We start from the raw sequence: 23885 nt of genomic DNA on the forward strand, positions 1-23885 counted from the left end.
CTTGGCGCGCCAAACTCACCATGGCGACCGCTAAGAAAGTCCTAGGTCTCGCCTGGAGCGGGAACAAGCGCGGCTACGCGATCCAGGGTCGGCCAGAGTCCAAATGTCGCGGATAGGGCTTGGCCCAGCCCGACCGGCCTCGCATCATGGGCTCCGACCAGGAGACCGCCCCATGCCCATCGCCGCCATCCCCAGCCTCAATCTCCACTATGAGCGCGCCGGGGCGGGCGAACCCTTGCTGTTCATCTCCGGCACCGGCGGCGACCTGCGCAACAAACCCAATGTGTTCGACGGACCCCTGGCCAAGGCGTTCGACGTGCTGGCCTATGACCAGCGAGGGCTGGGCCAGTCGGACAAGCCTGACCAGGCCTACAGCATGGCCGACTACGCCGATGACGCAGCCGCCCTGATGACCGCCCTGGGCTGGGACAGCGCCCATGTGGTCGGGGTCTCGTTCGGGGGCATGGTCGCCCAGGAGCTGGTGCTGCGCCACCCGAGCCGGGTGCGCCGGCTGGTCCTGGCCTGCACCTCGCCGGGCGGGGCGGGCGGGGCCTCGTTTCCCTTCCATGAGATCGACCATCTGCAGGGCGAGGCCCGGGCCCGTCACCTGGCGCCGATCTCCGACACCCGCCAGGACGCCGCCTGGCAGGCGGCGAACGCCGATCTGTTCGCCCAGATCATCGCCATGACCGCCACCGACCCCTTCGCCGCGGAGCCCGGCCGGGCGGAAGGCGCACGCCGCCAACTGCAGGCCCGGGCCGGTCACGATGTCTGGGATCGCCTGCCCCAGGTGAAGACCCCCACCCTGATCGCGGCGGGGCGCTTCGACGGCATCGCCACGCCCCAGGCCCAGCTGAATCTGGCCATGCAGATTCCGGGCTCGAGCCTGCGGTTCTTCAAGGGCGGCCACATGTTCATGATCCAGGACCGCACCGCGACCCCGGCCATGATCGACTTCCTGAACGGAAAGGCTTAGCGGGCCCTCAGCAGGCCAGCCACGGCGGCGGCGACCTGGCTGACGTCATAGGGCTTGCGGATGATCGGGGCGTCGAAGCCGCCCGGCGCGCCGCCGGTGTCCCCATAGCCGGTGGCGAAGACGAAGGGCACGCCGCGCGCGGCCAGCACCTCGGCCACCGGCATCACCGAGCGGCCATTGAGGTTGGCGTCCAGCACGGCGGCGTCGATCGGCTGGTCGAGCAGGGCCATGGCCTCCTCGAGTTCATAGGCCGGGCCGATCACCGAGGCGCCCGCGTCGGACAGGCCAGTCTCCAGCTCCATGGCCAGCAGCACGGCGTCTTCGACGATCAGCACCCGGGCGCCGCGCAGATCGGCGTCCTCGGCGTCCACCGGCGCCAGGACGGCCGCCCGGGGGACGGGGGCGTTGGGCACGGTGTCGGGACGCTCGACCACCGCCTGGTCGCCAGCCGACAGCCGGACCCGCACGCCGGAGGCGGGATATTCGATCTTCACCTCACCGTTCAGCTCGCGGCCGGTGACCTGTTCCAGGAGGGTGGAGCCGAAGCCCAGATGCTTGGGCGCCTGGACGGTGGGACCACCGGTCTCGGTCCAGGTCAGCTCGAAGCCGTTCTCCGGCCGGCGCACCCAGCGCAGATAGACCCGGCCATGCTCGGTGGAGAGGGCTCCAAACTTGAGCGCATTGGTGGCCAGCTCGTGCAGGGCCAGCGACAGGGCGTTGGCGGCGCGAGGGGTCAGGAACAGTTCCGGCCCGTCCCAACGAGTCTGGCCCGGGGCGATGCCGCCCAGCTCGGCGGCGGCCAGATGGGCGATGGCCGCGCCCCGCCACCGTGCGGCGGTCAGGAGTTCATTGGCCGAGGCCATGGATTTCAGTCGGCCGGCGAAGGTCGTGAGGAAGCTTTCAAGCGAGGTGGTGCGCCGGGCGGTCTGCTGGGCCAGGGTCTGGACCGCGGCCAGCACGTTCTTCACCCGGTGGTCCAGCTCGGCCATCAAGGTCTGACGTTGGTCTTCCTCGGTCTTGCGCTCGGTGATGTCCTGGACCACGCCGCAGACCGCGCAGGGCTTGCCGGCCTCATCGCGGACCAGGTCGCCGCTGGACTTCAGCCAGAGCGACCGTCGACCCGGCCCGGGCGCGAGCCGATATTCGACCTCATAGCGGCCCTCCTTGCGCAGGGCGGTCTCCACCTCCAGCTGCACGGCGGCGCGGTCGTCGGGGTGGATGTAGGAAAAGAGGGTCTTGCCGCCGTCGGCCGGCACCGTTCCCGGCGACACGCCGGTGATGGCCGCCATGCGGGCGCTGGTGATCAGGAGATCGCGCTGCATGTCCCACTCGAACTCCCCCAGCCGGGCGGCGTTGAGGGCGAGTTCGAGGCGCTTGGCTTCCAGACGATGGTCTACGGCCGAGCTTGGCATCTTGGGAGCATAAAACTTTGTTCGCCTGGGCGCGATAGTAACTCATGGTTGAGGCCCTGATATTATTGCCGCGCCATCCGCCGGCTTTGCCACCTTTTGGGAACCAGCCTATTGTATGGCTGTTGAGGCAGTGCTCCCCCACCGCCCGCAAGGTCGTCTTGCGGCCCCATGCCATTGGAGAATTCCTATGCCCGCCAACGCCGCTGATCAGGCCGCCGCTGACGCCAAGGCCGCAGCCCATTCGGTCGCCGAAGCCGCCAGCCAGCTCGCCGCCCAGACCGAGAAGAGCTTCGCCGAGGCCGCCAAGCGGTTCGAAAAGGTGGTGAGCGAAGGCGTCGAACAGATTCGCGCCCAGTCGCGCACCTATGCCGACGGCGCTGGCCAGCACCTGGACGAAGCGCAACGCTACACCGTCGAGAAGATCCGCGAGAAGCCGCTGCTGGCGGCGGGCGCCGCCCTGGGCGTCGGCCTGCTCGTCGGCCTGCTGCTGGCCGGCGGTCGCAACCGTTGATCCTGAAGAAAGCGATCCTGATCGCCTGCGCCCTCGCCGCCCTCTCGGCGGCGTCGGCGGTGGGCGTGGTGGCGGCGGCCTTCGCCCTCTATGCGGCCCTGCGCCCGCTGATCGGACCGGCCTGGTCTGCGGCGGCCGTCAGCGCCGCCGCCGGCGCCATGATCGGGCTGGGCGGCCTTGCCGCCGCCCTGGCGGCCAATCCGCCCAAGCCGAAGAAGGCGGCGCCGGAAGAGAAGGATCTGCTCTCGCGCCTCATCGAACTGGCCCGCGACAAGCCGATCGTCGCGGCCAGCGCGGTCCTGGCGGCTGGGGCCGTGGCCTTCAAGAATCCCAAGGTCACGGCGGCCATCGTCAGCGCCTTCATGGCCGGCCGCGACTCGGCGCCCAAGAAATAGCCGAACCAAATCGACCCTGCCGGGTTTCCGAAGGGCGCCATCGCCGGCGCCCGCCCCAATCGGAAACCCGTCATGTTCCAGCTCCCCGACCTGCCCTACGACCACGCCGCGCTTGAACCGGTGATCTCGCGCGCGACCATGCGCCTGCACCACGACAAGCATCACAAGGCCTATGTCGACGCGCTCAACACCCTGGTCGCCGAACAGCGCTTGGCGCCCACAAGCCTTGAGACCCTGATCGCCAGGGCGGCGGGCGATCCGGCCCAGACCAAGCTGGCCAACAACGCCGGCCAGGCCTGGAACCACGCCTTCTTCTGGACGGCCATGTCGCCCCGACGCCAGACGCCGAGCGGCGCCCTGGCCCAGGCAATCACGGCGGCGTTCGGCGACCTGGAGGGCCTGAAGACCGCCATGGTGGAGACCGGCGCGGCGCATTTCGGCTCCGGCTGGGTTTGGCTGGCCGCCGACGGCGCGGACCTCAAGGTCATCGCCACCCATGACGGCGACCCGCTGATCACCCATGCCGGCCTGACCCCCCTGATGGTCTGCGACCTCTGGGAGCACGCCTATTATCTGGATCACCAGAACGACCGGAAGGGCTATCTCGACGCCTGGTTCGAGGCCCTGGCCAACTGGGCCTTCGCCCAGGACCAGTACGCGACGACCACCGGCCTCGGCCAGGGCTGGAGATTCCCAGAGCCCCAGGAGCTTGGCGGTGGAACGGCCGTGGCCGGCGGACGTTCGCTCTAGGTTGGATAATCAAGGAGAGTAGTCATGCTGAGCTGGGCCCTGACCTTCCTGGTGGTCGCCCTCATCGCCGGCCTTCTGGGCTTCACCGGCATCGCTGGCGCTGCGATTGGCGTCGCCAAGATCCTGTTCTTCGTCTTCCTGGTGCTGTTCGTCGTCAGTCTGATCTCGCACATGGTGCGCGGTCGCCCCGTCTGACTGCGCCGTTCCCCGAAACGCTTGAACGCGCCTCCGCTTCCCCGGGGGCGCGTTTCAGTGTCGGGAGAGCCCCCAGCTGCGTAGCGGCTGGAACCCCTGGCCCGTCCAGCCCTGGGCCACGACCCGCAACTCATCGGCCTCGATCTCGATCAGGTTGAAGCTGGCGGGACAGCCCCGCTCCCGTGTCGACAAGGTGCCCGCCCCCACCGCCGCCGTGCGCCCCGCAAAGGGATAGGGCAGGACGAAGGGCGCGTGCACATGGCCGGACAGCACCAACGCCACCCCAGCCTCAGCCAGGCGCTGGGCGGCGGCGGGGCCACCCCAGACCCGGCCCGTCATCGGCCCCCCGATCATCTCCATCAGCGGGTGATGACAGACCAGGAGACGGACGGCGTCGACCGGCCTCAAGGCGAACCAGTCCAGGGCGGCGTCGACCTGGCGCGGAGAGATCTGGCCCTTGGACCAGTTGGCGCGGGGTTGGACGCCTCGGGCGGTGTTGAGGCCGTAGACCGCCAGGCCGGGCCCGCTCCAGGTCACCGCCTCGGCCGGACCTATGGCCCGCTCGTAGCGGCCGAAGGGGCTGAACAGCCGCTCGGCCCAGGCCAGATAGGGGGTGTCGTGGTTGCCCGGGACCACCAGTCGCGCGGCAGGCAGATCCTGGAGCCAGGCGGCGGCGGCGGCGAATTCCGCCGGCTCGCCGAACCGGGTCAGGTCGCCGGAGACGATGGTCAGGTCCGGCGCCAGGGCCCGGACCAGATCGGAGGCGGCGGCGAGCGCCGGGGCGTTCTCGTCGCCGAAATGAATGTCGGAGAGGTGGGCCATGCGGATCATCCCGCCACACTGGGCGCCAATACCCGCACGACCACCGGCCGCCAGCCGATCCGGACCCGGGCCGACAGCCGCACGGGCTCGCCGTCCAGCAGGGCCGGCAGTCCCCGGGCCGCCCAGACCGCCGCTGATCGGCAGGGCCAGGAGGTGGCGGCAGGGTCGCGCCGCCAGTCCCCCAGCATGGCGTTGAAGCCCAGCCGGAAGGCTTCCGCCGCCCCGGCCGGGTCAAGGACCACGGCCTCCATCACCTGGTCGGCGTCGGCCAGCAGGCTGGAGCCCGCCGGACAGAGGAAGGCGATGGCCTCGGACTTGCCGCGACCACCCTCGCCCAGGGCATAGCGCAGTCGCCCGGAAAAGGCCCGGCGCAGGGCAAGGCGCGCCCTGGTCCAGGCGAGGTCCAGGCGTCCATGGCGCACCGCCTCGCGCGCCGGCGCCCACAGGGCGGGGGCGCCCAGGATGGCGGCGACCAGGAACAGGCGCCCCTCCGCCTCGCCACCGCCCAAGGGACGGACTTCGCCGTCCACAAGGATGGCCTCCAGGGCGTCGCGCCAGGACCGGTCGCCATAGATGGCGCGGGGCAGCATGTTCATGGTGCCGCCGGGCAGGGGCGCCAGGACAGGGCCGTCCGCGCCACAGAGCTCGGCGGCGGCCCGCGCCGTGCCGTCACCGGCCAGGACGATCAGCAGGTCGGGTTGGGCGGCCACGGCGCGCCTGAGGATGTCCATCAGGTCGCCGTCCTGCGGCGACCGCACCATGGCCTCGACGCCGTGGGCGGCGAGGATCTGGCGGGCGGCTTCAGGCGCGTCCAGGCCGACCCCGCCCGAGGCGGTGTTGACCACCATCTCGACGCGCTTGAATGGAAAACTTGCGACCATACGGACTTAGCGGGCCTTGTCGTCGGCGGGCTTCAGGCTCTGGCCGACATCCTTGATGGCGTCGCCTGCGCCGCCGGCCGCATCCCGGACGGCGGGTTCAGCCTTGTCGGCGGCCACGGCCAGGCCCTGGTCGACCACGTCGCCACTGCGGGCGAAGGAGCCTTCCTTGGCGGCCAGGACCAGGACCACCGCGCCCAGGGCGGCGGCCCCGAAGGTCAGGCCCATCAGGATCGGATGGCGCTTGCGAGCCTTGCGCTCATCCTTGCGGCCACGGTCATAGGCCGCCGCGATCTCGCGGGTGTGGTCGGGGGCTTTTCCGTCGGCGTGAGCGGCGAGTGGGCGCTTGCGGGTCCAGAACATGTCGCGGTCTCCGGGATTAAGGTTCAGCCTGTTCAACGGCGCAGGTTGGCGGGGGTTCCGCCGGAACCTTGACCGGGCCACGGCGTTGCATGCTCAAGGTTGTGACCGAGGGTGAGACTGTGAACCGACTGTGGAAACTGAGCTTGGCGGCCGCCCTGGCGGTCCAGGCGGCCGGGTGCGCCAGCCTGCCGGCGCGGATGGCGATGCGCCCTCCGGTCTGCGGCGACATGCGCGTGCAGATCTATTTCGAACCCGATTCGGCCGAGGTCACCGACGAGGGCCGGGCCGTGATTTCCGCCGCCTCGAGCCAGGCGAAGACCTGCAAGGTCGACCGGGTGTCGGTGCTGGGCCTGGCCGATGCGGCCGGGACGCCGCAGGCCAATCTTGAGCTGTCCCAGCGCCGGGCCGACGCTGTGGGCAAGGTGCTCGCCGCCAACGGCCTGCCCTCAGCGCAATTCGACAAGACGGCCGCAGGTCAAGCCGGCGCAGTGACGGCCTCCGGCGACATCCGGCCCCTGCGCCGCCGCGCCGACGTGGTCCTGGAACTGTCCCGCCCGCACTGAAGCCGCGCCCCCCTATTTCCAGAAAAGAGTGGGCGGACCGGTGGTCCGCGCCCCCCAATTTCTAAAAAGAGTGGGCGGACCGGTGGTCCGCGCCCCCCAATTTCTAAAAAGAATGGGCGGACCGGTGGTCCGCCCAGGCGTCGTCATCGAGAAAGAGGGGGTGCGGAGGCGGCAGACCGGCGTGTCCGCCGGTCACAAGTCGGGGGGGCGTCGCCGCCTCCGCAGCTAGAAAACGAAGACCCGCGAGAAGTGTTCCCGCCCTGGGTGAAGTTTTTTCGCGCGGCGTCTCAGGCGCCGGGATCATCCAGCAGCACGGCGGGCATGGATTCGAACTCCGCCTTGCTGAGCGGCGTGGTGAAGCCGGCCCCGTCGGCCGCAAGTCCGCTGATCGCCAGGCTGCGCAGGCCGGCGGACGGGTGACCTTGCACCCGCACCAGCACCTGGGCCGGCCGGCCCCGGGCGTCCAGCACCACCTTCTCGATCACCCCCAGCACCACGCCCTTGACGTCATGCACGGTGCGACCCTGGAGCGCCGGAGCGTCCAGGACTTGCGCCTGGGCGGCGGCGAGCGGTGCGGCGGCGAGAGGCGCCGCCAAAAGGACGGCCGCGAGGGCGAGGCGATGCATGGTCATGAGCCCTAGTCGGGCGCTCCGTGGGAGTCAGGCCAAGTCGTAGTCTGAGCCAAGCTCTAATCCAAGACTGTGGCGCGGGCGCGGCGGAACACTCCGCCCGGCAAGACGTTAACAGGATGCGGGCGTGCGGCTCGCGCCTTGAAGGGCCTTGCCGATGACGCCTGGCATCGAGATTTTCAGTTATGGACCTGGCCCTGCGGCCAGCCATGGTTCGCGCCGCCGCCGGCTGACCGCCATACTGGTCGTGCTGGGGATCGCCGCCGCCGGCGGTTTGATCGGTCGCCTGTCGCATCCCGCCGACAGCGCCCACATGGTCGCCGGCCCCTATAGCTATTTCCCGAGTTGAACGTCCGGATCGGCGCATCTCATGGCGGAGTCAGGCCCATGTCCTTTTCGCTGAACGACGCCCCGCACCTGGGGCTGAACGCCGCGCGGGCGCGTCAGGCCCGCTATGGCCGCCCGGTCCTTTGGGTGCTGCTGTTCTCGACACTCCTGGCGGCGCTCGCCCTGTTCGGCGCCTTGAGCCATCACGGCCCGCGACTGGCCGGCGGAGCCCCCGCCCAGGCTGCGCCGGCGCGCTGACCTTCCCCGGGCTGGCTTTTCTCGCCCCCAACATGCGAACGGCCGCCCGAGCGGGCGGCCGCGTCTTCATGGGATGGTGGTCTCAGGATGAGGCTAGATCACCGACTGGCCCCGCACCGCGCGGATGACGAAGCTCGCCACCAACAGCACCAGGAACAGCACGAACAGGATCTTCGCCACCGAGGCGGCGATCCCCGCCAGTCCGACAAAGCCCAGCACGCCGGCGATCACGGCGAGAATGGCGAAGGTCAGGGCCCAACCCAGCATCGGCGTCTCCATGAGCTTGAGGCGTGATCGCCTCCGTGTCGCGAAAACGCCGCCGCGAGCGATGGGTTCCGTCGCCGGTCAGGCGGCCTGACGGGCGTTGCGGGGATGAAAGAACAGCGCCTGGCCAATGGCCGCCTTCACCGTCTCCGGCTGGAACGGCTTGGTGATCAGGAAGGTCGGCTCGGGACGTTCCCCGGTCAGCAGACGCTCCGGGAAGGCGGTGATGAAGATCACCGGCACATCGTTGCGGGCCAGGATATCCTTCACCGCGTCAATGCCCGACGACCCGTCGGCCAGCTGGATGTCGGCCAGGACCAGGCCCGGGGTCTTGCGGGCCACGGCCTCAAGAGCCTCGGTGCGGGTCGCGGCGATGTCCACCACGGTGTGGCCCAGCTCGGTGACCAGGGCCTCGATGTCGGCGGCGATCACCGGCTCGTCCTCGATGATCAGCACGTCGGTGGCCAGCTCTGCGTCGATCTCGACCTGGGCGGCGGCGATCAGATGTTCGACCTCTCCAAACTCGACGCCCAGGATATGGGCGGCCTCGGAGGGGGTGAAGCCTTCCAGGGCGGTGAGCAGGAAGGCCTGTCGCGAGCGGGGCGCAATGCGCATCAGCCGCCGACCCGCGTCCTGCGGACCCGAGCCGTCATCGGTGACGTCTTCCAGCCGCGCGCCGGTGGAGCACCAGATGGCATGGAACACCTGATAGAGGGCGACGCGGGGGGTCAGGGCCGGTTCCAGCACGCGTTCGCCCGCGGCCAGGGCTTCCAGGGAGACCCGCACATACTGGTCACCCGTGGACTGATCACCGGTCAGGGCCCGGGCGTAACGGCGGACATAGGGCAGATGCGGCGCCAGGCGAGCAAGAAGACTCAAAGGAAAACCCCTCCCATCAGACACGGACGAGCCAGCGGGCCGCACGCGACCCAGGCTTCACCATAGACCCGGAAACGCCTGCCTAGGGAACCGGTTCCCACAGACCGGCGTTTTCTGCACAGTGGAGTTTGAATCGCGGGAACCCGCGTGGGAGCTGGGCGTTGATGGGCGACGAGGATCAACCGAGGGGGCAGGGTCCGCGACGGCGGAACGTCGAACACATGATCGATCAACAACCCACCGACCCGACCCGACGCGGCTCTGCGGCGCTCGATGAAGCGCGCCTGCGCCAGCACGCCATCGGCGTGCGCCTGCGCCAGATGTTCGACGAGGTGGTCAATGAGCCGGTGCCGGACGAGTTCCTGGACATTCTGCGCAAGGCCGACCAGACGCCGCCGGAGAAGGGCTGATGACCGACGCCGCCCCAGATCGCGCGGCAGATCCGGATCAGGCGTTCAAGCGTGAGCTGGTCGGCCTGATTCCCCACCTGCGCGCCTTCGCCCGCACCCTCACCGGCAACCCCACCGCCGCCGATGATCTGGCGCAGGACGCCATGATGAAGGCCTGGGACGCCCGGGCCAGCTATCAGATGGGCACCAATATGAAGGCCTGGACCTTCATGATCCTGCGCAACCAGTTCTATTCCGAGAAGCGCCGCGCCTGGCGCCAGGTCCAGCTCGACCAGGAGTCGGCCGAGCGGACGCTGGTGGCGATCGACGATCCCGCCTCGCCGCTGGCCCTGGACGAATTGCGCCTGGGCCTGGCCATGCTGCCCGCCGAACAGCGCGAGGCCCTGGTCCTGGTCGGGGCAGGCGGCTTCGCCTATGAAGAAGCGGCGGACATCTGCGGCGTCGCGGTGGGCACGGTGAAGAGCCGGGTCAGCCGGGCGCGCCGCGCCCTGCACGCCATTCTGGAGGACGGCTCCTATGAGCGCGACGGCGCTCCCGCGGGCGACGCCATGCGGGCCATCCTGGCTGACGCGGAGCGACTCAGCGTCGTCAGATAGGCGATGGCCGTGATCCATGCGCCCTGGGGTTCGCTCTCCACCATTCGTGTCCGATTGACCGCCGCCTTGGCGGCGGCGTTGCTGCCCGTGCTGATCCTGGGCGCGATCCAGGCCACCCTGACCTTTCAGCGCGAAGGCGAGATCCGCCGCGCCGGCCTGGCCGCCGCCGCCGAGCGCAGCGCCGCCACGGCGCGCGCGCGGATGGAAGCCGCCGACATCCTGCTTGAGACCCTGGCCCCCGGATCCGTGGGGTTCCAGTGCGCCCAGCGCCTGGCCCAGGTGACCCAGCGCATTCCCGGCTACGCCAATCTGATCCGCTTCGACCGCAACGGGCGGGTGGCCTGCGCCGCCGCCGACACTCCCTATGATCCCCAGCGGGCCCAGCGGCCCTGGTTCCAGCGCATGGCGGCCGGCGAGAACCTGGTCGTGACCCGCGACGCCGGGGCGATCTACGCCCGGCAGCCGGCCCTGCTGGCGGCGGTCAGGGCCGTCGGGCCTGACCAGCAGTTCGATGGCGGGCTGGTGGCGGTGATCTCCCTGGCCAGCCTGGCGCCCAAGCTTTCGGACGCCTCCTTGCCGGTGGACGCCGAGGTCGCCCTGGCGGACTCCACCGGCCACTATGTCAACGCCACCGACGCCGAGGCCTTCCCGGCCCTGCCGCGCGACTGGCGCGCCAGGATCGCCGCCCATGGCTCGGGCGTCTGGACCGGCCGCGACGGCCATGACCGCAGCCGGGTGTTTTCCGCCGCCCCCTTGGTCGGCGACGATCTCTATGTGATCCTCTCGGCCAGGTCCCAGGACCTGTTCGCCTGGGCCTGGATCAATCCCCTGAGCAGCCTGGCTTTTCCGCTGCTGACCTTCGCCCTGTCCCTGACCGCCGTGCTGGTGGCCGCCGACCGGGTGGTGATCCGCTGGATCGCCTATCTGCAGCGCATCGCCGCCCTCTATGCGCGCGGCCGATTCAGCGTGCGCCCGATCCAGGCCGAGCAGGCCCCGCCAGAGATCCGCGACCTGGCCGAGACCCTGGAGGACATGGCCGACGCCATCGTCGCCCGCGACGGCGACCTGCGGGAGAACCTGGCCCAGAAAGACGCGCTGATGCGCGAGATCCATCACCGGGTGAAGAACAATCTGCAGGTCATCACCAGCCTGTTGAACATGCAACAGCGGGCCCTGTCCGACCCGGCCGCCCGGGCCGCCATGTCGGACACGCGCCAGCGGATCACCGCCCTGGCCCTGGTCTACCGCGCCCTCTATCAGGGGCCCGACCTGAAGCAGGTCGACCTGCGACCCTTCCTGGAGGAGTTGACGGCCCAGCTGATCGCCGGCGACTCCCTCAACGGAGCGACGGTCGAGACCGAGATCCTGGTCGACGCCCTGGTCATTGATCCGGACCGTCTGGCGCCCCTGGCGCTGTTCACGGTGGAGGCGATCACCAACGCCCAGAAGCACGCGTTCACCGGACGGGGCGGGCGGTTGACCGTGGAGTTCAAGGTCCGTGACGGCCAGGCGGCCCTGACCATCAGCGACGACGGCTCGGCCCCGGATTCGGCCCTGGCCGGCGCCGGCGTCGGGCGCACCCTGATGAACGCCTTCGCCCGCCAGCTGCGCGGCACGGCCGAGCTGGTGCGCAACGCCGGGGGCGGAATCAGCGCCCGCCTGGAGTTTCCAACCCCGGCCTACGCCCCGCCAGCGGCATCGGCCGCCGCATCCGGGAACCAGGCCGTGGCTTGACCGTTGGACAGGGGCGTTCCCATCCACACTCGTCGCGGAGACCTTAGTCCATGCGCAAAATCATTCTGCTGGCCCTCGTGGCCTCAAGCCTCGCCGTCACGGCCTGCAACACCGTGTCGGGCGCCGGCAAGGACGTTTCGGCCGCTGGCAGGGCCGTCACCGGCACCGCCGAAGACGCCAAGCACTAAAGCTCTCGGAATTTCGAGAGACCCGAAGCCCCGCCCTCACCGGCGGGGTTTCTTCTTTTCGCGTCAGTCGCCGCCGAACCAGACGAAGGCCCGGGTCAGCTTCTGGCGCATCACGGTGACCACGCCGCTGAGCACCGGCTCTTCCGGGCCTCCGGCGCGGACCCGGGCCAGGGCCGCGCCGTCCAGCCGCCCCTCGAACGCCACCTCGCCCAGGACCTCATCATGGCCGTGGAAGCTGATGGCGCCGGCGGTGATCTGGTAGCTGTCGGGCAACACCCGGCGGCTGGCCTCATGATAGGTCTGGCCGAGCTCGGTTTGCTTCTGGGGGCTGCTGACGTCCTCGAATTCCAGCATCACCGGAGCGTAGTTGGGCGAGATCCTCTGGCCCTTTTCATAGGCCTCGAACTCCTCGGCGGAGCCCAGATTGATCTGGCGAAGCTTGAAATTGCCGACCATCAGCTCGGCCTGGGGCGAGTAGTAGCCGAACAGGTCCAGGCCGGCGGCATGGTGAAGCCCCGCCGTGGCGGCCGGCGGCGGAGTCGCGGGCGGCGCGACAGCTGCGGGCGCGGCGGCGACTGGAGCCGCCGCCTTGTGCTGAACCGCCTGGCGGTTGCAGGCGGCCAGCGACAGAGCCGCCGTGAGGACCAGGCTGGAAACGAGGATCGCGCGCATCTGTCTCTCCTGAACAGCTTGGTGAGCTTAGCCCAGGGCGCGGGGCCCTGTCAGGCGCGCGGGGCGGGGGGATCAGGCGGCGGCGCGAAAGGCGGGATTGCGGGCGTAGAGGCCGGGGCGTCCGGTCACGGCCTGGAAGGCGTCGGAGACACCGGCGACCGATTCACCCTCGCCCAGCACCAGGAAGCCGTCAGGGCTGAGGGCCCTGGCGAGGTTCTCGATCAGGCGGGGCTTCATCTGCGGGGTCAGGCCGGCGAGCACGTATCGGCAGAAGATCACGTCGAAGCGGCCGGCGGTGGACAGGTCGGCGATCAGGTTGATCCGCCGCCAGCGGACCATCTGTCGGATGCGCGGCGACAGCACCCACATTTCCTCGGCCTTCTCGAAGTGCCGGACCAGATGGCCGATCGGCAGACCACGCTGGACCTCGAACTGGGTGTAGAGGCCGCTCTGGGCCTTCTCAAGCGCACGCTCGGAGAGATCGGAGGCGAACAATTCGATCTTCGCGCCCGGAATCTGGCCGCGCATGTCCTCGACCGTCATGGCCAGGGAGTAGATTTCCTGGCCAGAGCCGCAGGCCGCGCTCCAGATGCGGATCGGCTCGCCGCCCCGCATGCGCGCCAGAGTCGGCAGGATTTCCGTCTCGAACAGGGCGAAGGGCCGGCGGTCGCGATAGAAGGCGGTCTCGCCGGCGGCCAGGGCCTCGACGATCGACCAGGCCAGGCGGTCGTCGCGCTTCAGGCGCAGATCGCCCAGCATGTCGTCCACCGAGCCGAAGCCCTCGCGCCGCGCCACGGGGGCCAGGCGGCTCTCGATGAAATAGGCCTTCTCCGGGTCCACCAGCAGCCCGGCGCGCGACGCGCAGATCTGCGCCGCCAGCTCGCGATCCTCAGGCGTCATACCAGCCCGACCTCGACCAGCTTGGAGGCGATGATGTCGCCGTCGAAGGGCTTCATGATGTACTCGTTGGCGCCGGCCGCCAGGGCCTCGCGGATATGTTCCAGGTCGTTCTCGACGGTGCAGAACACCACCGTCGGCTTGTCGCCGCCCGGCTCGCGGCGCAGATGGCGCAGGAACTCGATCCCGTTCATCACCGGCATGTTCCAGTCCAGCAGCACGGCGTCAGGCATGGCGGCGCGACACCAGGCGAGCGCCTCCATCCCGTCGGACGCCTCGGCGATTTCAAGGCCGAGATCCTCCAGGATGCGGCGAGCCACCTTGCGGATCACCTTGCTGTCGTCGACCACGAGACAGGTCTTCAAAAGCCACACCTCTTCCAATCGCCCTCATTTCGCGCGGCTTTGGTTAAGGAGGCGTGTGGGCGGGACAAATCTTAACGCCGCACGACCCGATTTGGGCGGACCGCTCAGACGCCGCCGCAGATTGAGGCGTCGACGCCCCCGCGCGACAAGCTAGGCCATTGATTCCAAATGCTTCGGGGACCCCAGAGCCGATCAGGCCGGCAGGGTGGCGGCGAAGACCACCTTTTCCTCGGAGGCCTCGGCGAACACCCGTCCACCCGCGTCATTTATGAACAGGTTCACGTAATAGGCCTGGACCCAGTGACCGTGCAGCCCTTCGCCCATCGCCTCGCCGCGCAGGCCGGCGGCGACCTCCGAGCGCAGGCGGGCTCGCGGGCCCGTGGCCTCGACGGCGATGACGATATTGCCGTCCTCCTCGACCGCCTGGATTTTGGCCGTCCCGCCGGTGGGCAGGGCCGCGCCGGCCAGTTGGGCCAGGTTCAGCAGGGTGCGGGCCGTGGGCTTGTTCACGCCCAAGGGCGTCACCTGCCAGTCGAGCTGGGCGCGCATGTGCTGGAAGATCGCCGTGGTCAGCTTGGCCAGCTCGCGGCAGTCGAAGGTCTCGGCCATGGCCGAGGCGCCGAAGGCCACCCGGGTGAAGGAGAGCGCATCGGCCAGCTTGCGGGCGCTGGAGGCGATCAGGCCCATGGCCTCCTCGCGCATGTCCTGGGCGCTGGGGTCCTCCAGGAGGTCCAGCCCCGAGACGATGGCGCTCGCCGGGCTGATGAAGTCGTGACACATGCGCGCGGCCAGATAGGCCGCCACCTCGGCGGTCCGGGGCAGGGCAAGGGGTTCGGCGATCGTGGCGGCGTCGGTCATGGGCCTGAGACCTTGGCCTGATTTGGCGCTTTGGCAAACGGGGCGCGGCGGCTAGACCCTGGCCCGATGAGCGCTCCCGATCCCTTCCTCGAACCCGGCGTCCTGGTGCGCCATCCCGCCCAGCCCGACTGGGGCCTGGGCCAGGTGCAGTCGGTGGCGGCCGGCAAGGTCACGGTCAATTTCGAAGAGGCCGGCAAGCAGGTGATCGACGCCGCCGTGGTGCGGCTGGACTTCATCGGCGACGACCCGCGCGCGCCGGGCGCCCGCCGATGATGTCGCAGATCGTTCCCGACGACGCCGGCGCCCGACTGGCCGACATCTGCGAGGAGGCAGGGCGCCTGATCCTGCCCCTGTGGAAGTCCGGGCTGAAGGTCCACACCAAGTCCGACGAGAGCCCGGTGACCGAGGCCGACCGCCAGGCCGAGCTCTTGATTCTGCGCCGTCTGGCCGAGGCCTTTCCGGACGTCCACGTGGTCTCGGAGGAACACGCCAGCGAATATGGCGCGCCGGAAGCCGTGGGCGACCCCTTCTTTCTGGTCGACCCGATCGACGGCACCAAGGCCTTCGTGCGCGGCGATCCCAATTTCACCGTCAATATCGGCCTGGTCTCGGGCAAGCGCCCGATCGCCGGCGCAGTGATGGCGCCGGTGACCGGCGAGACCTGGTTCACCCGCGGCGGACGGGCCTTCAAGCGGATCTGGGGCGGGCCGGAGAGCGAGGTGCGCGCCCGGACCTGGCCCCAGGGCCAGGCCGTGGCCCTGGTCAGCCACACCATGAAGCCGGAGACGGTCGAGAAGTACGCGGCCGAATACGGCTTCGACCACCCCCAGGCGATGGATTCCTCGATCAAGTTCTGCCGCCTGGCCGAGGGGGCGGCGGACATCTATCCGCGTCATGGACCGACCATGGAATGGGACATCGCCGCAGGACAGGCGGTGCTGGAGGCGGCGGGCGGGCGGATGGAGACCCACGGCGGCGGGCCCTTCGTCTATGGCAAGGTCGCCGACGGCTTCCGCAATGGCTGGTTCATCGCCCGCGGCGCGGCGGACTAGATCGGGCGCACGGCGCCCCAATGACCCGGCGCGGAATCCGCCGCCGGCAGGATCGCCTGGGCTCGGTCATGCGCCTGGGCCACGTTGCTGGCGCCGGCCAGAAGGAAGCTGGAAAAGCCCAGCAGGAACGCCAGGAGCGCCAGCCAGACAAAGGGCTTGAACAGGTCGTAGGGGCTGTGGGGCGGCGCCTGGATCGACATCGGGGTGTCCCTGAAGCTCATTGACAGGGGAACGGGCGGACCACGGCTTGGTTGCGATCCGTGGTCCATCGAATCACACGAATCGCCCATCGGGCGAGTGGCCGGATCGTCGCAGGCTTGACCTTGGCGCGCGCCTCAGACCTCGGCCCACATGCGGATCAGGTTGTGATAGGCGCCGGCCAGCGCCACCACCGAGGGATCGGCCTGGCCCACCTGCGTCGAGAGCGCGCGGATGGCGTTGTCCATGTCGAACAGCAGGGCGCGTCGCGCGTCCTCGCGGACCATCGACTGCATCCAGAAGAACGAGGCCCAGCGGGAGCCTGAGGTGATCGGCGCCACCCTGTGCAGGCTGGAGGCAGGATAGAGCACCAGGTCGCCGGCCGGCAGCTTCACCGCATGCTCGCCATAGCTGTCCTCGACGATCAGTTCGCCGCCCTCGTAGTCGTCCGGGTCGGACAGGAACAGGGTCGCGGACACATCGGTGCGATAGCGGACCGGCCCGGCGAAGCGGATCGAATTGTCCACATGGGTGTCGAAGCCCATGCCCACGTCATAGCGATTGAACAGCGGCGGAAAGACCCGGAGCGGCAGGGCGGCGGAGACGAAGGTCTCATGCCGGCCCAGCGCGCCCAGGATGATCTCGCCCAGCTCGCGGGCGACGGGCGCATCCTCGGGGATCTGCAGGTTATGCTTGGCCTGGGCCGACTGTGCGCCGGCCGTGACCTTGCCATCGACCCAGGCGGCTTCCGAAAGCCGGCGGCGGAAATCGATCACCTGGTCGGCGGTCAGCACGCCTTCGATCTGGATCAGCATGGTGGGATCCTAAAATGGAATGACGCGGGCCACGCATGACCCGCGTCAAGACCCAAGCCGCTGGAGGGGAGGACGCGGCTCAGAAACTCTTGCTGTAGGAGGCGATGAAGGTGCGGCCGGCGGCGGGGACCGCGCGGTTGCCGAACACCTGGGTGTAGTTCAGCCGGTCGGTGAGATTGTAGACGTTCACGGCCAGTCGCTGGCCCTCGCCGAAGGTCCAGGCCGCGAAGGCGTTCAGGGTGACGCTCTCCGGAACCTCGGCCAGGCGCGAGGCCGTGAGCGTCGCGCGGTCGGTATAGGAGACGCTGCGCGCCGTGTAGGCGACGTTCAGCTTGCTCTGATAGGTGACGTCACCGCCGACCGACAGGCCCTCGACCCAATGGCCCAGATCATAGGTGGTGAAGACCGAGGCCGAGGTCTTCGGCACGAACACAACCTGCTGGCCGACCGCGACGGTGTTCAGCACCGGGATCGCCACCGTCACCCCCACCGGGCAGACCACCGCCGTCGGCGTGCCGGCCGTGGTCGTGGGCACTGTGCAGTTGGAATAGGACTCCTTGATCCGCGCATCGAGATAGGCGTAACCGAGGCTGACGGTCCAGGCCTCTGTCAGCTTGCCGGTGAGCCCCAGCTCCACACCCTTGACCTCCTGGCGCTCGCCCGACTGGGCGACCAGGAAGCCGGTCCCGGGATCGGTCTGCAGCGAATTGTCCTTCTTCACGTCGAAGACCGAGGCGGTGAAGGACGCGCGGCCGCCGGGCAGGCCGAGCTTGGCGCCCGCCTCCCAGATCTGGCTGACCTCGGGTTCCAGGTCCTTGGCGGTGAGGGCCACGGCCGTGCCGGCCCCGACCACGGAGGTCCCTTGCGGGGTCTCCGAACGGCCCCAGGACAGATAGTAGGTCTCGGTCTGGGACGGCTCATAGACCAGGCTGGCGCGCGGGCTCTTCAGGGTCGACTTGACCTTCAGCCCGCCGACCGGGCTGGCGGCGCCGCTCATCAGCAGGGTGTCCAGCTTGGCGTCATAGCGATCGACCCGCAGGGAGCCGATCACCGACAGGGCGTCGGTCAGCCACAGGCGGTCGGTGAAGAACAGGGCCAGGTCGACGGCCTCGCCCTGGGTGGCCAGGGCGGTGGCGGCGGTCACATTGGTGGCGACCGTCGCGCCATTATAGCTGGTGGTGCAGGGGCCGCTGGCGGGGCAGGTGATGTTGCGGCCCACCACCGGGCGGAACACCGAATAGCCGGACGGGAAGATCGGGTTCGGATTGACCAGCGGGTGCGGGATCGCGGTGCGCGCCGTGATCCCGGCAGGCAGGGTGTAGGCGTAGAACTGCTTGTCATTGTGCTGGTAGGACAGGTCGACGCCGAAGATCGCCTGGGTCTTCAGTCCGCCGACATCGAAGTCCATCCGGGCGGTCGAGATGTTCTGGGCGCCCCAGCTGTCCTGGTCATAGGGGCCGGAGCCGCCGATGCCGCCATAGGCCTCGGTGGCCGCATTGTTGTCGAACAGGGCGGTGGTGCAGGCGGCGTTGCACTGGTCGGTCGTCGAATATTGGAAGTAGCGCCTATAGGCGCCGACGCGGCTGTCGGAGGTGAGCGTCAGCCATGGCGCGGCCTTGTGGCTGACGCGCACGGTCAGGATGTCGGCGTCGGTGCGGTCGACGTCGTTGTTGAACCCCAGGAAGCTGGAGCGCTCCACGCCGACGCCATATTCCGTGGCCGGCAGGGCGATGATGTCGCCCGGACGCTGGACGATGGTGATCCCATAGTCGGGCCGGCGGTTGTCGTGCTGGTGCAGGTAGCTGGCGGTGAGCGTGGTGTCCGTGCCCAGGCCGAAGCCCACCGAGAGGGCCGCGCCCCAGCGCTTGGAGTTGATGGAGTCACGATCGACCACGCCGGTCGAGGAGCCCATCAGGTTCAGCCGCACCGCCGTGGTGTCGTTCAGCTGGTGATTGATGTCGGCCAGGGCCCGGTAATAGTCGCCATTGCCTGCATAGGTGTCGACGGTGGCGAAGTCCTGCAGCCGGGGCGTCTTGGAGACGGTGTTGATCGCCCCGCCCGTGGTCCCGCGCCCGAACATGGCGCCCGAGGGACCCTTGAGCACCTGGACTTCCTGATAGTTGAAGCTGTCGCGGGTATAGACCCCGAAGTCGCGCAGGCCGTCGATATAGACATCGTCCTTGGCGTCGAAGCCGCGGATCTTGAACTGGTCGCCGTTCAGGGTGCCGCCCTCGCCGATGGCGATGGTGATGCCCGGCACATTGCGCAGGGCCTGTTCCAGGCTGTTGACCCCCTGGGCCTTCAACTGGGCCTGGGAGATCACGCTGATCGCCTGCGGGGTGTCCTGGACCGTGGTCGGCAGGACCGACAGGCCGGTGTCATTGTCCAGCGGCTTGCGCACGCCGTTCACCTGCACAGCGGAGACCTCGGTGGCGTCGGCGTCCGCCTCGGCCGCATGGGCCGCGCCCGCAAGGCTGACGGCCCCCGCCAACATCACCAGACCCAGATGGGCCGGCCGCTTGCGCGCGTAACCGACGACTCCGCTCTTCACCCGACGCATCCCCGAACCCTCACTGACGCCACACAAACTGCTATTGAGAAGCGTTCTTAATTGCAGCTTGAAACTTTGGCAATGCGAGTCATTCGCAAATTTGACCTGGACCCATCCACGCGACGCATGGCGCCTACACGGCTGCGGATTTTCGGCCCATAAGGCGGCGCTGACCTAAGGAGACCGGCCATGGCCCTCGACACCGCCGCCCCCGCCAAGACGTTCGACTGGGAAGACCCCCTCGATCTGGCCGCGCGGCTTTCCGAAGACGAACGCATGGTCTGGGATTCCGCCCGCGCCTACGCCCGCGAACAACTGCTGCCCCGGGTGGTCTCGGCCTATGCCGAGGAGCGGTTTGATCGTGAGATCATGACCGAGATGGGCGCGCTGGGCTTTCTCGGCCCGACGCTTCCCGAAGAGTATGGCTGCGCCGGGGTCAATCACGTGGCCTATGGCCTGATCGCCCGCGAGATCGAGGCGATCGACAGCGGCTACCGCTCGGCGATGAGCGTGCAGTCCTCGCTGGTCATGTACCCGATCTTCGCCTTCGGCTCCGAGGCCCAGAAGCGCAAGTACCTGCCCGGCATGGCGGCGGGCGAGATCATCGGTTGCTTCGGCCTGACCGAGTCGGACGGCGGCTCCGACCCCGCCTCCATGCGCACCGTGGCCCGCAAGGCGCCCGGCGGCTATGTGCTGAACGGCGCGAAGATGTGGATCACCAACGCCCCGATCTCCGACGTGGCCCTGGTCTGGGCCAAGCTCGACGGGGTGATTCGCGGCTTCCTGGTCGATCGCGGCTCGGAAGGCTTCGAGACCCCGAAGATTCTCAACAAGCTCTCCCTGCGCGCCTCGATCACCGGGGAGATTGCGCTGAATGACGTCTTCGTGCCGGAAGACCAGATGATGCCCGGCGTGTCGGGCCTGCGCGGGCCGTTCTCCTGCCTGAACAAGGCCCGCTACGGCATCGCCTGGGGCGCCATGGGGGCGGCGGACTTCTGCCTGCACGCCAGCCGCGGATACACCCAGTCCCGCAAGGTGTTCGGCAAGCCGCTGGCCGCCCGCCAGCTGATCCAGAAGAAGCTGGCCGACATGCAGACCGAGATCGCGCTCGGCTTCGAGGGCGCGCTGGCGCTCGGCCGGCTGATCGACCAGGGCGCCTGGGTGCCCGAGGCCATCAGCCTGATGAAGCGCAACAACTGCGGCAAGGCTCTGGCCATCGCCCGCGAGGCCCGCGACATCCACGGCGGCAACGGGATTTCCGGCGACTATCACGTCATGCGCCACGCCGCGAACCTGGAGACCGTCAACACCTATGAAGGCGCCCACGACGTCCACGCCCTGATCCTGGGTCGGGCCATCACCGGCGAGAACGCCTTCTAGCCTCGCCCATCGCCGCCCCGCCCAATTCGGGCCGGGGCGGCCACTTCCACGTGGCCCGAGCGACGACGCAACCCTTGCGGTCAATTGTCGCGGTTTCGAACCATACGTTTACGCTTCCAGAGTCATGCTCGCGCGCGTCATCGGGGGGGCGAGCATGGCCGACGAGAAGAAGAGCGGCACGCCGACAGACACGGCGGGCATGGTGCAATGGATGTTCGAGCACAGCCGCGAAGTGCTGTTCGTGCTGGGGCCCAACCGCCGCTTCAAGCTGGTGAACCCCGCCTGGCTGCGCATGACCGGCTGGACCGAGGCCGAGGTGATCGGCCGCCCGGCCGGCGATTTCATGCACCCCGACGACCTGCCCGAGATCGAGGCCCACATGGCCCGGGTGCTGCGCGACGGAATGGGCGACCATATCTCGCGCGTGCTGATGAAATCGGGCGACTGGCGCTGGTTCGAGGGCCGCGCCCAGCTGACCGAGGACGGCCACGTCATCGGCATCGTTCGCGATGTGACCGAGGATCGCGCCGCCCGCATTGAGCTGGAGACCGCCCGCCAGACCCAGCTGATCCTGGCCGAGGCCGCCGGCATCGGCTCCTGGAGCTACGAGCCGGAAGCGCGGCGGATCACCTGGTCCGACGATATCCGCGCGATCACCGGCTACGCCCAGGCCGAGATGGAGACCCCGGAACAATTCATCGACCTGCTGCACGAGGACGAGGCGGAGGATGTCCGCCGCCGGTTCGAAGAAGGCGCCCGGCTGGGTCGCCCCGGCGCCTTCGACCACCGCATGCGCAACAAGAACGGCCGATGGTCGACCTGGCGCGTCACCTATCTGTGCGAGCCGCGCCCCAGCGGCGTCTTCGCCCTGCGCGGCATCTCCCAGGACATCACCGAGCTCACGGCCGCCCATGAGGCGGCGGTGCGGACCGGCCATCAGATCCGCGGCCTGATCGAGAGCGCCCCGGTGGCGGTGGCCATGTTCGACATGGAGCTGAAATATCTGGTGGCCAGCGGCGCCTGGCGCGCGGCCTTCAGCCTGGACCACCGGCCCTATATCGGCCGCACCCTGCCGGAGGTCTTCCCGACCATCCCCAAGCGGCTGTTGCGCGCCCAGCGCAAGGCCCTGGGCGGCCAGGTCACCTCGAACCAGGAAGACCGCTTCACCGACAGCCAGGGCAACGCCCACTGGGTCCGTTGGGAGGCCCGTCCCTGGCGCGATTCGAGCGGCGAGATCCGCGGCATGCTGGCCTTCGTCGACGACGTCTCGGCGGTGTCGCTCGCCAAGCGCGAAGCCCAGGCCAATGCGCGCCGCCTGAAGCTGGCGCTCAGCGCCGCCGACGCCGGGGTCTATGAGATAGACCACGTCAACAAGACCTTCTGGGTGTCGCCGGAGTTCAAGCGCCTGATCGGGGCGACCAGAAGCTATGAGGACGCGCGCGCCCTGCGCTTCCCCAACTTCCACGAGGACGACCTCGATCGGGTGCGGACCGCGTTCCGCGACCTGCGCTCCGGCAAGCGCGACGGCGCCGATGCCTTCGAGGCGCGGATCTACACCCCGGCCGGCGAAGCCCGCTGGGTGCGGGTGTTTCATCATCTGAAGGTCGACCGGGCCGGGCGCTGGGTGAAGGGCGTCGGCCTGATCCAGGACATCGACGATCGCAAGCGCCAGGAACTGGCCCTGATCGAGGCCCAGCGCGCCGCCGAGGCCGGCGCCGACGCCAAGGCCGCCTTCCTGGCCAATATGAGCCATGAGATCCGCACGCCCTTGAACGGGGTGATGGGGGTGCTGCACCTCTTGAAGACCGAGGCGCTCAGCGAGGAGGGTCGCGGCATGCTGGAGGAGGCGCTGTCCTGCGGCCTGATGCTGTCTGAGCTGCTGAACGACGTCATCGACTTCTCGAAGATCGAGGCCGGCCGGTTGGAGCTGACCCCGGAATCCATCGATCCCGCCGCCCTGGCCCAGGGCGTCGCCCATCTGCTGCGGCCCCAGGCCGAGGCCAAGGGCCTGACCATCCGGCTGGAGGGCTTCGCCGAGATCGGCTGGGTGCGGGCCGATCCGGTGCGCCTGCGCCAGGCCCTGTTCAACCTGGTCGGCAATGCGGTGAAGTTCACCCTGGACGGCCACATCACCCTGCGCGCCGCCCTGCTGCCCGGGGAGCCTCGGCTGCTGCGGCTGGAGATCGAGGACACCGGGGTCGGCATTCCCGCCGAGGCCCAGGCGCGGATCTTCCAGCGCTTCGACCAGGGGGACGCCTCCACCACCCGGCGATTCGGTGGCTCGGGCCTGGGCCTGGCCATCACCCAGCGGTTGGCCGAGATGATGGGCGGTCGCGTCGGCTTCTCCTCGGTCGAGGGCCAGGGCTCCACCTTCTGGCTGGAGGTCAGTGCGCCGCCGGCCGAGGCCGTGGCGGCGGTTCAGGATAGCCGCGAGGCCTTCCTCGCCGGCCTCAAGGTGCTGGTGGTCGAGGACAATCCCACCAACCGGATGATCGCCACCAAGCTGCTGGAGAACCTGGGCGCCCATGTCGAGACCGCGCCGGACGGCCTGCTGGGCGTCGAGGCGGCGGCGCGTGGCGGCTTCGATCTGATCCTGATGGACGTGCAGATGCCGGGCATTGACGGGCTGGAGGCGGCGCGCCGCATCCGCGCCCTGCCCGGCCCGGTCGCCACGACCCCGATCGTGGCGCTGACCGCCAATGTGCTGTCGCACCAGCACCGCGCCTATATCGAGGCCGGCATGGACGGGGTGGTCGGCAAGCCGATCTCGCCCGCCGCCCTGCTGACCGAGATCGCCCGGCTGTCGCATCCAACGCCTCAGCGCGACGAAGCCGTCGCCTGAAGCCGCAGCGCGGACGGCTGTGGCGGTGAGCCGGGCGCGCCGCGCTCCAGGCTCTTCCGCTCCCCGCCGCGCCGGTGTTAGACCTTCGCGCCAGTCAGGGTGGGG

General features: G+C 69.2%; 30 protein-coding genes. 16 read left to right on the forward strand and 14 right to left on the reverse strand.

Features of this window, described 5'->3' with window-relative positions; genetic code table 11:
* Window positions 1-172: 172 nt before the first annotated feature.
* Complete coding sequence (locus Q7P21_RS00215) at window positions 173-976, forward strand: alpha/beta fold hydrolase (RefSeq protein ID WP_304175228.1); 804 nt, start codon at window positions 173-175, stop codon at window positions 974-976.
* On the opposite strand, the gene Q7P21_RS00220 is transcribed toward Q7P21_RS00215, so the two are convergent.
* The gene (locus tag Q7P21_RS00220) at window positions 973-2388 is read right to left on the reverse strand and encodes an HWE histidine kinase domain-containing protein (protein ID WP_304170604.1); all 1416 of its coding nucleotides are present in this window, start codon (window positions 2386-2388) and stop codon (window positions 973-975) included. The genes Q7P21_RS00215 and Q7P21_RS00220 overlap by 4 nt on opposite strands.
* A gap of 187 nt (window positions 2389-2575) precedes the next feature.
* Between Q7P21_RS00220 and Q7P21_RS00225 the strand changes: the two genes are divergently transcribed.
* From Q7P21_RS00225 to Q7P21_RS00240, 4 genes are all read left to right on the forward strand, one after another.
* On the forward strand, window positions 2576-2899 hold the full coding sequence (locus Q7P21_RS00225; RefSeq protein ID WP_304170603.1) for a hypothetical protein: 324 nt from the start codon (window positions 2576-2578) through the stop codon (window positions 2897-2899).
* Entirely contained in the window at window positions 2896-3294 is a 399-nt protein-coding gene (locus Q7P21_RS00230; RefSeq protein WP_304170601.1) for a hypothetical protein, read from the forward strand. Before Q7P21_RS00225 ends, Q7P21_RS00230 begins: the two co-directional genes overlap by 4 nt.
* A gap of 72 nt (window positions 3295-3366) precedes the next feature.
* Window positions 3367-4044, forward strand: coding sequence for a superoxide dismutase (locus Q7P21_RS00235; protein ID WP_304170599.1), 678 nt, complete (start codon window positions 3367-3369; stop codon window positions 4042-4044).
* Window positions 4045-4068: 24 nt separating this feature from the next.
* Window positions 4069-4239, forward strand: a complete 171-nt coding sequence (locus Q7P21_RS00240) for a DUF1328 domain-containing protein (RefSeq protein ID WP_304170597.1) — start codon at window positions 4069-4071, stop codon at window positions 4237-4239.
* A gap of 54 nt (window positions 4240-4293) precedes the next feature.
* On the opposite strand, the gene Q7P21_RS00245 is transcribed toward Q7P21_RS00240, so the two are convergent.
* Genes Q7P21_RS00245 through Q7P21_RS00255 form a run of 3 tightly spaced genes read right to left on the reverse strand, consistent with a single transcriptional unit; the run spans window position 4294 to window position 6302 of the window.
* A complete protein-coding gene (locus Q7P21_RS00245) occupies window positions 4294-5061 on the reverse strand; it encodes a metallophosphoesterase (protein ID WP_304170596.1) in 768 nt (255 codons plus the stop codon).
* A gap of 5 nt (window positions 5062-5066) precedes the next feature.
* Window positions 5067-5909 (reverse strand): diacylglycerol kinase family protein, encoded by an 843-nt coding sequence (locus Q7P21_RS00250; RefSeq protein ID WP_304175230.1) that lies wholly within the window; start codon window positions 5907-5909, stop codon window positions 5067-5069.
* A 39-nt stretch (window positions 5910-5948) separates the two neighbouring features.
* Window positions 5949-6302 carry a hypothetical protein gene (locus Q7P21_RS00255; protein ID WP_304170592.1) on the reverse strand — a complete coding sequence of 118 codons (354 nt, stop codon included), beginning with the start codon at window positions 6300-6302 and terminating at the stop codon, window positions 5949-5951.
* An 89-nt stretch (window positions 6303-6391) separates the two neighbouring features.
* Between Q7P21_RS00255 and Q7P21_RS00260 the strand changes: the two genes are divergently transcribed.
* A complete protein-coding gene (locus tag Q7P21_RS00260; protein ID WP_304170590.1) occupies window positions 6392-6865 on the forward strand; it encodes an OmpA family protein in 474 nt (157 codons plus the stop codon).
* A gap of 287 nt (window positions 6866-7152) precedes the next feature.
* Here Q7P21_RS00260 and Q7P21_RS00265 read toward each other — a convergent pair whose 3' ends face one another.
* Entirely contained in the window at window positions 7153-7491 is a 339-nt protein-coding gene (locus Q7P21_RS00265) for a hypothetical protein (RefSeq protein ID WP_304170589.1), read from the reverse strand.
* A 160-nt stretch (window positions 7492-7651) separates the two neighbouring features.
* On the opposite strand from Q7P21_RS00265, the gene Q7P21_RS00270 reads away from it, so the two are divergent.
* Together Q7P21_RS00270 and Q7P21_RS00275 are read left to right on the forward strand one after the other, a co-directional pair.
* A complete protein-coding gene (locus tag Q7P21_RS00270) occupies window positions 7652-7843 on the forward strand; it encodes a hypothetical protein (protein WP_304170588.1) in 192 nt (63 codons plus the stop codon).
* A 38-nt stretch (window positions 7844-7881) separates the two neighbouring features.
* Window positions 7882-8079, forward strand: coding sequence for a hypothetical protein (locus tag Q7P21_RS00275; protein ID WP_304170586.1), 198 nt, complete (start codon window positions 7882-7884; stop codon window positions 8077-8079).
* Between the two features lie 93 nt (window positions 8080-8172).
* On the opposite strand, the gene Q7P21_RS00280 is transcribed toward Q7P21_RS00275, so the two are convergent.
* Together Q7P21_RS00280 and Q7P21_RS00285 are read right to left on the reverse strand one after the other, a co-directional pair.
* Window positions 8173-8346, reverse strand: a complete 174-nt coding sequence (locus Q7P21_RS00280; protein ID WP_304175233.1) for a DUF1328 domain-containing protein — start codon at window positions 8344-8346, stop codon at window positions 8173-8175.
* Between the two features lie 78 nt (window positions 8347-8424).
* Window positions 8425-9222 carry a response regulator gene (locus tag Q7P21_RS00285; protein ID WP_304170583.1) on the reverse strand — a complete coding sequence of 266 codons (798 nt, stop codon included), beginning with the start codon at window positions 9220-9222 and terminating at the stop codon, window positions 8425-8427.
* Window positions 9223-9443: 221 nt separating this feature from the next.
* Between Q7P21_RS00285 and Q7P21_RS00290 the strand changes: the two genes are divergently transcribed.
* The 4 genes from Q7P21_RS00290 to Q7P21_RS00305 are packed head-to-tail and all read left to right on the forward strand — an operon-like array spanning window position 9444 to window position 12150.
* Window positions 9444-9632 carry a NepR family anti-sigma factor gene (locus Q7P21_RS00290; protein ID WP_304170580.1) on the forward strand — a complete coding sequence of 63 codons (189 nt, stop codon included), beginning with the start codon at window positions 9444-9446 and terminating at the stop codon, window positions 9630-9632.
* Window positions 9632-10228: a sigma-70 family RNA polymerase sigma factor gene (locus Q7P21_RS00295; RefSeq protein WP_304175235.1), complete on the forward strand. Its 597-nt coding sequence runs from the start codon at window positions 9632-9634 to the stop codon at window positions 10226-10228. Before Q7P21_RS00290 ends, Q7P21_RS00295 begins: the two co-directional genes overlap by 1 nt.
* A gap of 3 nt (window positions 10229-10231) precedes the next feature.
* Entirely contained in the window at window positions 10232-11962 is a 1731-nt protein-coding gene (locus Q7P21_RS00300; RefSeq protein WP_304175237.1) for a sensor histidine kinase, read from the forward strand.
* Between the two features lie 50 nt (window positions 11963-12012).
* Window positions 12013-12150: an entericidin A/B family lipoprotein gene (locus Q7P21_RS00305; protein WP_304167206.1), complete on the forward strand. Its 138-nt coding sequence runs from the start codon at window positions 12013-12015 to the stop codon at window positions 12148-12150.
* A 63-nt stretch (window positions 12151-12213) separates the two neighbouring features.
* Here the strand turns inward: Q7P21_RS00305 and Q7P21_RS00310 are convergent, their stop codons facing one another.
* From Q7P21_RS00310 to chpT, 4 genes are all read right to left on the reverse strand, one after another.
* Window positions 12214-12822: a hypothetical protein gene (locus Q7P21_RS00310; RefSeq protein WP_304167204.1), complete on the reverse strand. Its 609-nt coding sequence runs from the start codon at window positions 12820-12822 to the stop codon at window positions 12214-12216.
* A 72-nt stretch (window positions 12823-12894) separates the two neighbouring features.
* Complete coding sequence (locus Q7P21_RS00315; protein WP_304167202.1) at window positions 12895-13722, reverse strand: protein-glutamate O-methyltransferase CheR; 828 nt, start codon at window positions 13720-13722, stop codon at window positions 12895-12897.
* A complete protein-coding gene (locus Q7P21_RS00320; RefSeq protein ID WP_304167201.1) occupies window positions 13719-14084 on the reverse strand; it encodes a response regulator in 366 nt (121 codons plus the stop codon). Before Q7P21_RS00320 ends, Q7P21_RS00315 begins: the two co-directional genes overlap by 4 nt.
* 192 nt (window positions 14085-14276) lie before the next feature.
* Window positions 14277-14942: a histidine phosphotransferase ChpT gene (gene chpT, locus Q7P21_RS00325; protein ID WP_304167199.1), complete on the reverse strand. Its 666-nt coding sequence runs from the start codon at window positions 14940-14942 to the stop codon at window positions 14277-14279.
* Window positions 14943-15008: 66 nt separating this feature from the next.
* Here chpT and Q7P21_RS00330 point away from each other — a divergent pair, with 66 nt between their 5' ends.
* Both Q7P21_RS00330 and cysQ read left to right on the forward strand, forming a co-directional pair.
* A complete protein-coding gene (locus Q7P21_RS00330; protein WP_304167197.1) occupies window positions 15009-15215 on the forward strand; it encodes a DUF3553 domain-containing protein in 207 nt (68 codons plus the stop codon).
* Entirely contained in the window at window positions 15215-15994 is a 780-nt protein-coding gene (gene cysQ, locus Q7P21_RS00335; protein ID WP_304167211.1) for a 3'(2'),5'-bisphosphate nucleotidase CysQ, read from the forward strand. Before Q7P21_RS00330 ends, cysQ begins: the two co-directional genes overlap by 1 nt.
* On the opposite strand, the gene Q7P21_RS00340 is transcribed toward cysQ, so the two are convergent.
* The 3 genes from Q7P21_RS00340 to Q7P21_RS00350 form a co-directional block, all read right to left on the reverse strand.
* The gene (locus Q7P21_RS00340) at window positions 15991-16194 is read right to left on the reverse strand and encodes a hypothetical protein (protein ID WP_304167194.1); all 204 of its coding nucleotides are present in this window, start codon (window positions 16192-16194) and stop codon (window positions 15991-15993) included. The genes cysQ and Q7P21_RS00340 overlap by 4 nt on opposite strands.
* Before the next feature lie 135 nt (window positions 16195-16329).
* A complete protein-coding gene (locus tag Q7P21_RS00345; RefSeq protein ID WP_304167192.1) occupies window positions 16330-17007 on the reverse strand; it encodes a Fe2+-dependent dioxygenase in 678 nt (225 codons plus the stop codon).
* 79 nt (window positions 17008-17086) lie between these two features.
* The gene (locus Q7P21_RS00350; protein WP_304175239.1) at window positions 17087-19558 is read right to left on the reverse strand and encodes a TonB-dependent siderophore receptor; all 2472 of its coding nucleotides are present in this window, start codon (window positions 19556-19558) and stop codon (window positions 17087-17089) included.
* Window positions 19559-19747: 189 nt separating this feature from the next.
* Here Q7P21_RS00350 and Q7P21_RS00355 point away from each other — a divergent pair, with 189 nt between their 5' ends.
* Both Q7P21_RS00355 and Q7P21_RS00360 read left to right on the forward strand, forming a co-directional pair.
* Window positions 19748-20938, forward strand: a complete 1191-nt coding sequence (locus Q7P21_RS00355) for an acyl-CoA dehydrogenase (protein ID WP_304167186.1) — start codon at window positions 19748-19750, stop codon at window positions 20936-20938.
* Window positions 20939-21092: 154 nt separating this feature from the next.
* Window positions 21093-23780, forward strand: a complete 2688-nt coding sequence (locus Q7P21_RS00360) for a PAS domain S-box protein (protein WP_304175241.1) — start codon at window positions 21093-21095, stop codon at window positions 23778-23780.
* Window positions 23781-23885: the final 105 nt, after the last annotated feature.

Source organism: Phenylobacterium aquaticum (assembly GCF_947378715.1).
Classification (GTDB): Bacteria; Pseudomonadota; Alphaproteobacteria; order Caulobacterales; family Caulobacteraceae; genus Phenylobacterium; species Phenylobacterium aquaticum_A.

What these genes read in the sequence shown, in the direction of transcription:
- Q7P21_RS00215 (WP_304175228.1), top strand. Translation starts at nt 173, where the DNA reads ATGCCCATCGCCGCCATCCCCAGCCTCAATCTCCACTATGAGCGCGCC.
- Q7P21_RS00220 (WP_304170604.1), bottom strand. Translation starts at nt 2,388, where the DNA reads ATGCCAAGCTCGGCCGTAGACCATCGTCTGGAAGCCAAGCGCCTCGAA.
- Q7P21_RS00225 (WP_304170603.1), top strand. Translation starts at nt 2,576, where the DNA reads ATGCCCGCCAACGCCGCTGATCAGGCCGCCGCTGACGCCAAGGCCGCA.
- Q7P21_RS00235 (WP_304170599.1), top strand. Translation starts at nt 3,367, where the DNA reads ATGTTCCAGCTCCCCGACCTGCCCTACGACCACGCCGCGCTTGAACCG.
- Q7P21_RS00240 (WP_304170597.1), top strand. Translation starts at nt 4,069, where the DNA reads ATGCTGAGCTGGGCCCTGACCTTCCTGGTGGTCGCCCTCATCGCCGGC.
- Q7P21_RS00245 (WP_304170596.1), bottom strand. Translation starts at nt 5,061, where the DNA reads ATGGCCCACCTCTCCGACATTCATTTCGGCGACGAGAACGCCCCGGCG.
- Q7P21_RS00250 (WP_304175230.1), bottom strand. Translation starts at nt 5,909, where the DNA reads ATGGTGGTCAACACCGCCTCGGGCGGGGTCGGCCTGGACGCGCCTGAA.
- Q7P21_RS00255 (WP_304170592.1), bottom strand. Translation starts at nt 6,302, where the DNA reads ATGTTCTGGACCCGCAAGCGCCCACTCGCCGCTCACGCCGACGGAAAA.
- Q7P21_RS00260 (WP_304170590.1), top strand. Translation starts at nt 6,392, where the DNA reads ATGCTCAAGGTTGTGACCGAGGGTGAGACTGTGAACCGACTGTGGAAA.
- Q7P21_RS00265 (WP_304170589.1), bottom strand. Translation starts at nt 7,491, where the DNA reads ATGCATCGCCTCGCCCTCGCGGCCGTCCTTTTGGCGGCGCCTCTCGCC.
- Q7P21_RS00270 (WP_304170588.1), top strand. Translation starts at nt 7,652, where the DNA reads ATGACGCCTGGCATCGAGATTTTCAGTTATGGACCTGGCCCTGCGGCC.
- Q7P21_RS00275 (WP_304170586.1), top strand. Translation starts at nt 7,882, where the DNA reads ATGTCCTTTTCGCTGAACGACGCCCCGCACCTGGGGCTGAACGCCGCG.
- Q7P21_RS00280 (WP_304175233.1), bottom strand. Translation starts at nt 8,346, where the DNA reads ATGCTGGGTTGGGCCCTGACCTTCGCCATTCTCGCCGTGATCGCCGGC.
- Q7P21_RS00290 (WP_304170580.1), top strand. Translation starts at nt 9,444, where the DNA reads ATGATCGATCAACAACCCACCGACCCGACCCGACGCGGCTCTGCGGCG.
- Q7P21_RS00295 (WP_304175235.1), top strand. Translation starts at nt 9,632, where the DNA reads ATGACCGACGCCGCCCCAGATCGCGCGGCAGATCCGGATCAGGCGTTC.
- Q7P21_RS00300 (WP_304175237.1), top strand. Translation starts at nt 10,232, where the DNA reads ATGGCCGTGATCCATGCGCCCTGGGGTTCGCTCTCCACCATTCGTGTC.
- Q7P21_RS00305 (WP_304167206.1), top strand. Translation starts at nt 12,013, where the DNA reads ATGCGCAAAATCATTCTGCTGGCCCTCGTGGCCTCAAGCCTCGCCGTC.
- Q7P21_RS00310 (WP_304167204.1), bottom strand. Translation starts at nt 12,822, where the DNA reads ATGCGCGCGATCCTCGTTTCCAGCCTGGTCCTCACGGCGGCTCTGTCG.
- Q7P21_RS00315 (WP_304167202.1), bottom strand. Translation starts at nt 13,722, where the DNA reads ATGACGCCTGAGGATCGCGAGCTGGCGGCGCAGATCTGCGCGTCGCGC.
- chpT (WP_304167199.1), bottom strand. Translation starts at nt 14,942, where the DNA reads ATGACCGACGCCGCCACGATCGCCGAACCCCTTGCCCTGCCCCGGACC.
- Q7P21_RS00330 (WP_304167197.1), top strand. Translation starts at nt 15,009, where the DNA reads ATGAGCGCTCCCGATCCCTTCCTCGAACCCGGCGTCCTGGTGCGCCAT.
- cysQ (WP_304167211.1), top strand. Translation starts at nt 15,215, where the DNA reads ATGTCGCAGATCGTTCCCGACGACGCCGGCGCCCGACTGGCCGACATC.
- Q7P21_RS00340 (WP_304167194.1), bottom strand. Translation starts at nt 16,194, where the DNA reads ATGTCGATCCAGGCGCCGCCCCACAGCCCCTACGACCTGTTCAAGCCC.
- Q7P21_RS00345 (WP_304167192.1), bottom strand. Translation starts at nt 17,007, where the DNA reads ATGCTGATCCAGATCGAAGGCGTGCTGACCGCCGACCAGGTGATCGAT.
- Q7P21_RS00355 (WP_304167186.1), top strand. Translation starts at nt 19,748, where the DNA reads ATGGCCCTCGACACCGCCGCCCCCGCCAAGACGTTCGACTGGGAAGAC.
- Q7P21_RS00360 (WP_304175241.1), top strand. Translation starts at nt 21,093, where the DNA reads ATGGCCGACGAGAAGAAGAGCGGCACGCCGACAGACACGGCGGGCATG.